Origin of the sequence: Paenibacillus guangzhouensis (assembly GCF_009363075.1) — a bacterium.
Lineage (GTDB): Bacteria > Bacillota > Bacilli > Paenibacillales > Paenibacillaceae > Paenibacillus_K > Paenibacillus_K guangzhouensis.
This window is the reverse complement of record NZ_CP045293.1, coordinates 1,934,602-1,946,213: the sequence shown is the minus strand read 5'-3', so window position 1 is coordinate 1,946,213 and position 11,612 is coordinate 1,934,602. Positions and strand designations below refer to the sequence as shown.

General features: G+C 43.1%; 9 protein-coding genes. 8 read left to right on the top strand and 1 reads right to left on the bottom strand.

Going from position 1 to position 11,612, the window contains the following annotated elements; all coding sequences use genetic code 11:
* Positions 1 to 80: 80 nt before the first annotated feature.
* The 5 genes from GCU39_RS08850 to GCU39_RS08825 all read left to right on the top strand — a co-directional run bounded on the left by GCU39_RS08850 (position 81) and on the right by GCU39_RS08825 (position 6,648).
* The gene (locus GCU39_RS08850; protein WP_227793499.1) at positions 81 to 1,166 is read left to right on the top strand and encodes an S-layer homology domain-containing protein; all 1,086 of its coding nucleotides are present in this window, start codon (positions 81 to 83) and stop codon (positions 1,164 to 1,166) included.
* Between the two features lie 55 nt (positions 1,167 to 1,221).
* On the top strand, positions 1,222 to 2,298 hold the full coding sequence (locus GCU39_RS08845; RefSeq protein ID WP_152393181.1) for a HupE/UreJ family protein: 1,077 nt from the start codon (positions 1,222 to 1,224) through the stop codon (positions 2,296 to 2,298).
* Positions 2,299 to 2,493: 195 nt separating this feature from the next.
* Entirely contained in the window at positions 2,494 to 4,068 is a 1,575-nt protein-coding gene (locus GCU39_RS08840) for a spore germination protein (protein WP_152393180.1), read from the top strand.
* A gap of 17 nt (positions 4,069 to 4,085) precedes the next feature.
* On the top strand, positions 4,086 to 5,288 hold the full coding sequence (locus tag GCU39_RS08835) for a Ger(x)C family spore germination protein (protein WP_152393179.1): 1,203 nt from the start codon (positions 4,086 to 4,088) through the stop codon (positions 5,286 to 5,288).
* A 256-nt stretch (positions 5,289 to 5,544) separates the two neighbouring features.
* Positions 5,545 to 6,648, top strand: a complete 1,104-nt coding sequence (locus tag GCU39_RS08825; protein ID WP_152393177.1) for a GerAB/ArcD/ProY family transporter — start codon at positions 5,545 to 5,547, stop codon at positions 6,646 to 6,648.
* Between the two features lie 116 nt (positions 6,649 to 6,764).
* Here GCU39_RS08825 and GCU39_RS08820 read toward each other — a convergent pair whose 3' ends face one another.
* Positions 6,765 to 6,938, bottom strand: a complete 174-nt coding sequence (locus GCU39_RS08820) for an anti-TRAP protein (protein ID WP_152393176.1) — start codon at positions 6,936 to 6,938, stop codon at positions 6,765 to 6,767.
* A gap of 260 nt (positions 6,939 to 7,198) precedes the next feature.
* Between GCU39_RS08820 and GCU39_RS08815 the strand changes: the two genes are divergently transcribed.
* The 3 genes from GCU39_RS08815 (at position 7,199) to GCU39_RS08805 (ending at position 11,432) form a co-directional block, all read left to right on the top strand.
* Positions 7,199 to 7,999, top strand: a complete 801-nt coding sequence (locus tag GCU39_RS08815) for a phytanoyl-CoA dioxygenase family protein (protein ID WP_152393175.1) — start codon at positions 7,199 to 7,201, stop codon at positions 7,997 to 7,999.
* Positions 7,993 to 8,994: a LacI family DNA-binding transcriptional regulator gene (locus GCU39_RS08810; protein ID WP_193726833.1), complete on the top strand. Its 1,002-nt coding sequence runs from the start codon at positions 7,993 to 7,995 to the stop codon at positions 8,992 to 8,994. Before GCU39_RS08815 ends, GCU39_RS08810 begins: the two co-directional genes overlap by 7 nt.
* Before the next feature lie 107 nt (positions 8,995 to 9,101).
* Positions 9,102 to 11,432 (top strand): helix-turn-helix domain-containing protein, encoded by a 2,331-nt coding sequence (locus tag GCU39_RS08805; RefSeq protein ID WP_152393173.1) that lies wholly within the window; start codon positions 9,102 to 9,104, stop codon positions 11,430 to 11,432.
* Positions 11,433 to 11,612: the final 180 nt, after the last annotated feature.

Here is an 11,612-nt window from a genome sequence, read left to right as displayed (position 1 = left end):
TATATGCAAAATCCGACCCATCTTTCATCCTTTCGATATCGAAAGGAAATGTATCTAAAGGGGAGGATTTTCAAGTTGCGGTGAATGGAAAACAATTAAGCGACATGTATGCATATGAAGTCAATTTAACCTATGATACCAACCGCTTGGTGTTTGTGAAGGGAGTTAGTGAAAGTAACGGCTTTTCGGTAGATCCTATTGTGAACGGGAATAAGATTCAAATCGCACATACGCAAATAGGCAATAACCCAGGCCAGAACGGGAATGTAACACTAGCTACACTAACCTTTCATGCGGCTAGTCAGGGAACGGCCGACATTGTTCTGGACAGTGTGAAACTGTTGGATTCGCAGTTAGTGTCTACTGTTGTTTCAGGCAATAACAAGTTATCGGTAGATGTAAAAGCATCGAATGGTGGTAACGGCGGAAATAACGGAAATAGCGGAAACAACGGAAACAATAGTAATAACGGAAATAGCGGAAATAACCATCCCTCTAAAGGGGATGATGTATTCAACAGTAAAATTATTAATGGAAAAAACTTAGTTCATGAGATCGAGTCCAAGATCGAGGAAGCCAAGAAATCAAATGTAAAGATTGAACTGGCTGACATAAAAGGACACTGGGCTGAGAAGACCGTTAGTACGTTCGTGAAACTGCATGTTGTCGCTGGATATCAGGATGGAACATTTCATCCGAACGGTAAAATTACGCGCGCCGAGTTTGCAACGATCATCTCTCGCGCATTCGATATCATCGGCGGCGATAATCATGCGGTTGTTCTGAATGACATTGACAGTCATTGGGCTAAAGACGCGATTGAGAAACTCGCAAGCGCAGGAGTTATTACCGGATATGGAGATAGAACCTTCAAACCGAATAAAACGATCAGCCGAGAAGAAATGGTCATCATTCTGTCCCGTATTGTGGATTTGAGTAACGTGGACAAAGATGCTTCAAAAGGCAACTTTACGGATATGGCAAAAGCAAGCTCGTATACGGCAAATCTAATCAAGGATGCTGCGGCAGCGGGCATCATTAGCGGCAAGCCCAATGGGGTATTTGATCCGAAAGGCAGCGCTACACGCGCTGAGGCTCTGACGATCATTCTGAATGCATTGAATCTTCACCCTCAATTGAAAACACTATTGGAGGGCTTGGACTAATTTCACCAGGAATTCCTTCTCTACTTGGTACAGTTTATGAAATGAGGTCCAGCAGATGAACTTACGAACATTCCTATCCTTTAGCATTATCGTATTATTTTTGGGGACTTCCACAACTTCATATGCGCATTCCGCAAGCATGGGTTACTCGGCGATCGTCGTTAAAGGGAACGAGATCAACTATGAACTATTTCTGGATCAAAGAGACTTGCTTGTTCAATTTGATACCAACAAGGATGGTAATCTGGAGAACGAGGAACTGCTGTCGGAAAAGGAAGGAGTCCAATCTTTTTTACAGAAAGATCTTCACATCGAAGTAGATTCGAAACCCTTAACGATGGAATTGCTTGCGATGGACGTGACAACAAAGGGTTCTACAAGAGGCGTCGTGTTTCAATTAAAGTTAACCGCCGATGAAACGATCGAACAATTTAATATTCACTACAATCTGGTGTTTGCAGATGCGCCTGTTCATACGAGTGGACTCTCGGTTCATTCGACGAATTTTTTCTATCAGGATATTCTTGATATCAATAGACAAGATATTCAGGTCACCTTACCTGAGGCCGAGAATGCTCCGACTGAGATTGGCTCCGTCCTGTGGAAATACTTCGTACTCGGAATCGAACATATCCTAACCGGCTATGACCATTTGCTGTTCTTGTTATCTCTCGTATTAATTGCATCTCGCTTCAAGGATGCGATCAAGATTGTTACTGCATTTACAATCGCCCACAGCATTACCCTGTTCCTCGTAGCGTCGGGCCGCATTCAAGTGATCCCGTCATGGGTCGAAGCCTTGATTGCGTTGTCGATCTGTTATGTAGCTGTAGAAAATCTGTTTGTTCAAAAGGCGAAATGGCGCTGGATCTTAACGGCTATTTTTGGCTTGATTCACGGCATGGGTTTCGCTGGAGCATTGGCCGAAACGGGACTTCCAAAGACGAATCTGATCGGCTCACTCTTAACGTTTAATTTAGGTGTGGAAGTGGGGCAGCTCATGATTCTATGTCTATTACTCCCAATCCTGATCTGGTTGCAAAAGTTCCCATGGTATCGCAAACTGATGATCACAATGTCTTGCCTTATTTTTGTACTAGCATTTTATTGGTTGATAGAAAGATTACAATAAGGCCATACGTTGAGCAACATAAAAGCAGCATGATACGACCTTTGCAAAATATGTAAAATCTGATTTTCATCTTAACCGCGTGAATCGCGGTTTTTTTGTTTGCATAAATTACTTAATTGTATCAAATAATGGTAAAAGTTAATTTGATGTATGTAGATACATAGATAATTTATATGCGAACAGGAGAGTTACTCGATGGGATTCTTGGAAGGTAAAAATCAAACAGAAGGAATGGAAGAGCAGTCCGTTCAGGAGGAGGGTTCCTCCATGGCAGTCCACTTGAATGCTAAGCTCCGAATAAACCTTGAGTTGATCCGAGAATCTTTAGGTAACAGCAATGATATCGTTATTCGGCAATTTCAAATTGGCAGTGGATTAGATGTTGCAATCATTTTTATGGATGGTTTAGCTGACGCCGCTTCGATTAACAATTTTATTATCGAGTCGATGATGTTAGATTACCCGAAGGAAGGGTTCGCGGGCACCAATCCATTAACTTTATTAAAAAGTAGGGTCTTAACCGTAGGAGATCTCAAGGAAGTAACCGATTATGAGACATTAATGAACTTCCTATTATCCGGTGATGCCATACTGTTACTCAACGGTTACACAAAAGGATTAGTAATCTGCGTGAAAGGTTGGGAACACCGAAGTGTCACCGAAGCAACGACCGAAACCATCATACGCGGATCCAAGGAGGGCTTTATTGAAAACATACGCACCAATACAGCGATGATCCGGCGAAGAATAAAGAGTCATAATCTGTGGCTTGAGAATATGCAGATTGGAAAGGTAACGAAAACGAATGTTTCCATCATGTATATTAAGGGAATTGCAAACGATAAAGCAGTGATGGAAGTCCGTGAACGTCTAAATCGTATTCAGATCGATGGCATCCTTGAGAGTGGATATATTGAACAAATGATACAAGACAATTCAGCGACTCCGTTTCCAACCATGTTTAATACGGAACGTCCGGATGTCGTTGCTGCCGATTTATTAGAGGGTCGGATTGCGATATTGATTGATGGTACCCCCTTTGTACTTATTGTTCCTGCGGTTTTCATACAGTTTTTTCAAGCCGCTGAAGACTACTATCATCGTATAGACTTTTCGAGCCTTCTAAGGATACTGCGGATGATCAGCTTTTTTATTGCTTTAGCCGGTCCTTCCCTTTATATTGCAATAACGACTTTTCATCAAGAAATGCTGCCAACAGATTTGCTCGTCAATCTAGTGGCACAGCGCGAAGGCGTTCCATTCCCTGCATTCATTGAAGCAATCGTTATGGAAGTGACCTTTGAGATTTTACGGGAAGCAGGGGTTCGAATGCCTCGGGCTATCGGTTCTGCCGTTTCAATCGTTGGTACGCTTGTCGTAGGCACAGCAGCAGTTGATGCAGGAATGGTATCTGCCGCTATGGTCATTGTCGTATCGATCACTGCGATATCCAATTTTGTGTTCCCTTCTACCGATATGGCCATTTCGATTCGAATTCTGCGGTTCCCATTAATGATGCTTGCTGCCACTTTCGGCTTACTAGGGATCGTGGCCGGTATCATTGCATTGCTGCTCCACTTATGCAGCTTACGTTCGTTTGGTATCCCATATATGAGTCCGTTCTCTCCGCTAGTTCCAAGTGATCTCAAAGATACATTAATTCGCTTTCCTCAATGGGCCATGTTTACCCGCCCTCGATTAACGAGTGAGAAAAACATTGTTCGTGAAAGGACACCTGAACCGAAACCTCCAAAACCGGGAGAAAAGTAAGCCATAAGGGAGGGGTAATGATGAAGCGTACGGCGTTTCTGATTATGACTTTAATACTCGTATCCACATTGCTTAGCAGTTGTTGGAGCCGTAAGGAACTGAACGACCTCTCCCTTGCTGCTGCGATCGGCATCGATAAGGATGGTGATCAATTCAAGGTATCCGTACAAGCGATTATCCCAAGCGAAGTCGCCTCGAAGAAGGGCGGAGGATACGAAGTGCCAGTTACTGTGTATACCGCGACTTCGAAGACAATTGTTGAAGCCATCAGGAAAATGACCACCACGGCCCCCCGTAAAATATATCTTGCTCAGCTTCGTGTGGTCGTAATTGGTGAGGAGTTGGCTCGTTCGGGGATTGGCAAGGCCATGGATTTTCTGTTAAGAGATCACGAAGTTCGGGAGGAAGATCTTTACGTTCTTATCGCCAAAGGCTTAAGGGCGGAGGAGACGCTCCAAGTCCTAACGCGTGTAGAGAAAATTCCTGCTAAAAGAATGTATGGAAGCCTAAGCACATTACAAAAATATTGGGCCCCATCGCCTGTCATTAAGTTAGATGAGGTCTCGTATGACCTTTTGACATCAAATAAAGAAATTGCAATCATCGGTGTTGGAATACAAGGTCAGGGGAAAGGCGATAAGAAAGATAACGTCGAATCTGTCATTCCTTCCACTTTTTTGAAATTCTTCGGCGCGTCTGTTTTCAAAAAAGACAAGCTCATTGGTTGGTTAAATGAAAGGGAGAGCAAGGGGTATAACTACATCACCAATCGCGTCATCAAAACGTCAGGACACTTTCCTTGTCCGGCTGAGGGGACTATTGCAACGGATGTTGTCCGTACAAAGACTGACGTAAAAGGGAAAATTGTAAAAGGTGAGCCTCAGATTGACATTCATGTGCGAATGGAGACGAATGTGGCGGATGTGGAATGTAGTATTGACCTTACGAACCCGAACTCCATCGATAAATTGCAAGAGTTGGCCAATAAAGAACTCCAAAGTATTATCAAGGATACAATTGCTAAGGTACAACACGAATTTAAATCGGACATTTTCGGATTTGGAGATGCAATTCATCGGTCCAATCCTGGCGCTTGGAAAAGAATAGGTAAAAATTGGGGGCGTATCTTCCCCGTCGTACCGGTAAATGTGACAACGGATATTAAAATCCGGAACATGGGTACGATTACTGACCCATCACTGAAGGTTATGAAGGAGTAGAAGGATATGATCCCCATTATTGCAATCTTAGTTATTGCTGCCGTGGTCGCCATATTCGAGATCCCGATCCTTATTCGAAATCACTATAGGAAGGAATTATGGTTCTTCACCATTTTCCATATCACCGGGACTAGTTTGTTGATTATTTGGCAATTACATCTACAGATCTCTAGTCCCTTTAGATGGCTCGCCATCGTATACAAACCGTTCTATCGACTCATGATGGGAATATTATCGTAATTGGGGGATCTAAGAAATGGCCGAAACGCTCAAAATCAGTACACGCCAATTTACAATATTAGCTACGCTTATCACCATAGGTGACAACATTCTCGTACTGCCTGCAATTCCAGCATTAGAGGCTAACCGAGACGCCTGGATATCAGCCATTGTGGGTTTGGTGATTGGGTTAATCTTTGTATCTTTGTTCGTTACTGCAGGAAAGTTAAATTATAAATTGTCTCTGATTGAGCATATACGAGAAGTTTTTGGGCGATGGGTTAGTATCCCGATTGCACTGCTATTTATAGGCTATATAACGCTGTCTATCAGTGCACATCTCAGAGAAGTCGGAGATTTTGCGGTTTCCCAAATTATGCCGGATACGCCGATTGAAGCCGTCCATATTTTATTTCTACTGTTGATTATTATGGGCGTGCGATTAGGTCTAGAGACATTTACTCGTGTGTCTGAGATCTTTTTTCCTTGGTTCATTCTTCTCTTTATCATATTTATCGTTTCACTTATTCCAGCAATCGATCTGCATAAAATACAGCCGGTTTTCGATCATGGTATCAAACCAATTCTACGCGGATCTATCGCATGTACGGCATTTCCCTTCTTGGAGCTTGTCACATTAATGATGATATTTCCGAACGTAAATAATGAAAAAGATATTCGTTCGGGCATGATGATCGGCACGTTAATCGGAGGGATGATCCTTGTCGTGTTCATAGGACTAACGATTCTCGTTCTCGGTGCGGAGCCAGCAGCGAGAAATACATACCCAAGTTACGATCTTGCGAAACGAATCAATATCGGTAATTTTTTTCAAAGGGTTGAGGCGATTTTAGCCCTAATGTGGATCATAACAACCTATTTTAAAATGACATTGTTTTCCTATGTGCTTCATCGAAGTGTAGCGCAATTGTTCCAGCTGAAAGATTTCAGGATGCTGTTGTTCCCAATAGGTATGATCATTATCTTCCTCTCTCAGGTGATTGCTCCCAATATCGCCTATTACAACAATTTTTCCTCTAAATACTGGCCGTATATGGATTTAACATTTAGTATGTTCTTTCCTTTGGCATTGATTGTTGGATATGCACTTCGAAAAAATGCTCATCCCAAATTGCGCTAATCTGCCGCTTATCGATTTGTTAATGTCTTTATCGAACTGAGCAGATATGTTCAGAAAAAAAGAGTAGCTGCAGGCTACTCTTTTTTATAATGTGTTGTACTTTAATCTTAGCAAAACTAGGCATGTTTTTTTATAAAATGAAGTAATGTTTGCCCTAATGCGGTTAATATAACACCCTTGCCATCGCATTTTGGACACAGTTCCTCATGATGATTAACGATTACATGTTTTTTACCGTCACAATGGGGGCAAGGAAGTTCTAAATCATCTGTCGCAATGACTACTGACATGTTAATCTCCTTTTCGCTTTTATTCACAGCTTTGATTAGACAATATCAAAAGTAAGTAGCTTATTCAACTTTTTCAACTAAGAGGACACGAAGAGGGATCGAACGCCAAGAGAAAGTCTGTGTGCCTATAAACTGATCCATACCATATTTTGATATTTTATTTTGTTGACAGGACAAGTTTTGGCAAAATATAGTAATTACGAATCAAATTTACACGAGTAAATTATGATGAAAAAATTTGAATTCAGGAGGTAGGCAAATTGACGACGATAAGAGCAGATTATTCGGAATGGGTCCAGAAGTTTAATGACGATGGTTTTCTATTGCTGAAGGGTGTATTAAGCGAAGATAAGGTAAGACGGTTAAATGCTGCGATAGACGGCATATTGGATGACGAGCCTGAATCCCTTGCTTACAATATTTATAACAGCGTTGAACGTCATGATGAAATTGCCTCTCTGATCGAAGAACCAACGGTGCTGCCGCTTATCGTTCAATTGCTCGGCTATAATATTCAATTGCATATCTCGCATCTGACTGTTCGGAAGCCCAATCCAGGGGATGCACCGACAGCGACGAATAGTTTCATTAATTGGCATCAAGACGGACCGCTCCCTCAGTTCCCCAACATTGGAGGGCTAACGGCAACGTACTACATTAAAGTCTGCTATATCTTAAGCGATATGTCTGAACCGAACCGTGGCAATACGAAAATCATCCCCAAATCGCATAACCGCGCGTACCGACCTGAATCGGAAAATGTGAGGGAGATGCTATCGGATGAAATTCAGATTTGCGGTGACCCAGGAGATGTATTTATCTTTCCTCAAAATTTATGGCATTCGGGTGCACCGAACCATTCCACATTAACTAGACGTCAGTTGTTCCTTGGCTATAGCCCCATTTGGATACGCCCCATTGATTATAAGGTCCCTTCGGAACGACTGCTGAAGGATGCCAGCCCCATTCGTAAACAGCTCCTAGGTATGATTAGCGACAATCCATTTAACTATTATGTACCTGACGATTCGATGGTGCCATTGAAGGAATGGTCATGGTAACAAGACAAGATGTAGCGGATCGTGCCGGTGTATCGGCAGCCGTCGTATCGTATGTGCTAAATGGCCGTAACAACGTGAGAGAAGAAACAAAACGCAGGGTATTAGACGCCATTCGGGAGTTAGGCTATCGTCCGAACCAGACGGCACGCAGTCTGAAGACGAAGAAAACACAGCAAATTGCCGTGTTGATTCATTATATCGGCAATCCGTTCGAGGCAGGGTTGTTGCTGCACATCGAAGCGACGGCGAAGCAGCATGGATATTTCGTATTCGTACAGACGTACGATCCGAACCGAGAAGAAGAGCTGCGAGGCTTACTCATGGGCCGAGTAGACGGCGTTCTGCTGCTTGGCCCATGCTTGAGCCGAGAGACATTGGCGTATTTTAATTCGCTCGAGATCCCCATCGTATCCGTTATGCAGCCTTCGGCTTGGGGGGAGGGGAACGACATCCCCTATGTTGACATTGCATGGCTGCCTGTCATGCGCAACCTTATCTCTCATTTGCGACAACGAGGGCATGAACGAATTGCCTTTATGTCTGCGGCAGGACCGTATCTTCACTACGCTGTTCGATATGAGGCATTTTGCGAAGGGATGCGGCTTGAAGGACTAAATACGGATGCAGCCGCATCCAGATATGTTGATGGTTCTGGCCGATTCGAACAGGCGCAATTGGTACTCGGTCGTTTACTAGACGGTGAAGAGGGAGCGCTTCCAGACTTCACAGCTATCGTATGCGCCAACGATCTCATGGCTGCGGGATGCTTAGCTGCCTGTCATGAACGGGGCCTTCGGGTACCTCGTGATTTGGCCATTGCCGGCTCTGAGAATATCTTAATGTCTTCACAATTGTCAACACCGCTAACCGTCATCGATTATCCCAGACATCTAGCAGGTAAAGCAGCCATGAATATGTTGTTTGACCGAATAAATGGCATCATTACTGACCCTGTACTTTTTTCCGGTAACCTGATCGTTAGGGGATCAACCTGATCGAACGAATGTTAGAGGGATACAAGCATATGAATAAAATAGAAGATATCCTGACATTCACGTAGGTGGGATCTGATCCGCTAGAGGTCTCAATCGGAGGTAAATCGATGATGAAGTTCAGCCTGTCGACGAAAGTGATGTTGATTTATGGGGCCGTTTTTTTAGTGATCATCACACTGACCTTTGGGTTATCTTACATTGGAACGGTAGGGAAATTAGGTAATGATCTAAATGATACGAACCTTGCCTTATTGAAACAAGTGGATCAAAAAATGGAGGTAACTTTTCGCCAGACGGAGAAAGATTTGCTAACGCTAATGAATGATCTCGAGTTTGTCTATTTTATGTATGACAGTTATAAAGATGAAGGCCAAAAGTATAGCAATTTCTATGGGTTAAACGCCAAGCTGCGAGAGTTCATTAATACAAATCCTCAGTTCTCATCTATATTTGTCTATTCTGCTGTAAGCGGTCACTTGTTGACAGATAAAGCTTACATGAAGGATACCCCTCCGGTTCATAACTGGTTGGGTCGTTATTTGGATATGCCAGTTTATTTCAAGTGGTTAACCACACATCAGATTTCGGATGGTAACTCTACCAATGACGTCATCACTTTAGTGAGATCCTATCCAACGATCAGCGGTCCTGGGTATCGCAAGGGAATCGTTGCGGTCAACATCAATGAAAAAGTCATATACGATATGGTGAATGCTGTTTACGAAGACCGTAAAATTGGTCATATGTTCATTATCGATAACGATGGAAATATTGTCACCCACGATGATAAAACGCAAATCTACCGTAATATCAAAGAGCTTCCTCATCTCAAGGACGTGCTCTCCATGAAAGGAAGCGGAACCTTGACCGGTGAGCTCAATCATGTTCGTCAATCGATCTTTTACCGTGACTCCAATTATACAGGATGGAAACTGATCAGTATTGTGCCAGAGTCACAAATCTATGAGCCGCTTAAGGTGACACGCAATCTGCTGATCGCATTAGGAATCGGTATGATCATTTTTGCGCTGATCGTTCTTTTCTACGTGAGTCGTTGGACCTTCAAACCCCTTCATCAATTGATTGGAAAAATATCAGGTACTTATCACATCACGCCTACAAAGGAACGATCAAATGTTGGACTTCCTTATCTAGAACGTGTATTCGATCAGCTCTTGTTAGATCGAGAGCATCTTGAGCAGCATGTTCGAGACTCGAAGCCGGTACTGAAGTGGAGAATGATGATGGATATGCTGGTCGGCAATCGAACAGATTTTTGGGCAATCCATCATCATTTGAAGTTCATAGGCGTTCATTTATTTCCAGACCGATATCTTGTCTGTACGGCGGAGATCAGCAAAGAGGGAATGGACTTAAGCGCCCTGGATGAAACGCTGTACACGTATGTATTCTGCAATGCAGCAGAGGAAATGATCAATACAGAGAACGCAGGCATCGCGATTGATATTGGGGGAGGCCGCGCTGCAGTCATTATCAGTTTCGCGGAAGGGGATGGGGAGCAGAATCATTTACGTGCGCTTGCGATCATGGAGCTGATTCTCGATACGGTGAAGCAGCAATTCGGTCTGGATATCACCGTCGGTGTTGGCCGAGGTTATCGTGAGATGAAGGATATTCCCAAGTCGTATGACGAATCGCAAAAGGCTCTCCATTACAAAATCGTATTCGGGGGGCGCGCTGTCATCTCTATTGAAGACCTGCAACCCCTGGATAGCCAAGATTATTATCGTCTCATGCGTATGGCAGATCGCATTACGGATGCGCTAAAACTGACAGATTCAGTGAAATTACAAGCATATGTACAAGAAACGTTTCGCGAAGCAATGGATCGAAATTTGTCCCCTGATCTAATACGCCAGCTTTCCTTTGATCTGATCGTCAAGTCAGTACAGTCAGTGAGTTCCACAGGGATCGACCTCCATGAATCGAAGAGCCAACTAGAGCGCATGTATGAGCTCATCAACCGGAGCGGTAAATTGCAAGAAATGGAGAGGCTCGTCTTCCAATTTCTTGAGGAGATGGCATCCAAAATCAAAGCAAAGCGCATTCAAAGAGGCAGTAACGAGACCGTTGACAAAATTCTTATCTATATCGTAGAACACTATCATGAACATGACCTTACGTTAGACAAGCTGGCTCAAGAATTCCATTTAAGCTCAACCTATATCAGTAAACTGTTCAAGGAACATACGGAAAGCAACTTCATTGATTATCTCATTGGCATCCGAATGAATGCTTCCCAGGAACACCTAGCAGGTACGGATATGAAAGTAAACGAGATAGCAGAAGCCGTTGGATATCTGAATACACGCAGCTTTATTCGGACGTTTAAGAAGCATACAGGATTGACGCCTTTAGAGTACCGATCCCAGACACAGATGGAGAATACGAATGAATCGATCTACGAATGCGATTAAACAGAAACGACATGTACGAGAATTCATCCTTTTTCAGTTGAAGGATGGACTTGTACATGTTTTTCGTTTTGTTAGGGCAAATGATTAAAAAACCGCGTCATAATAAGGATTTTCTAACCCTACCACAAGAAGTGTACCTCGTATAAGAAATGTGTATGTACATTTTGCAAGAATAGTGAC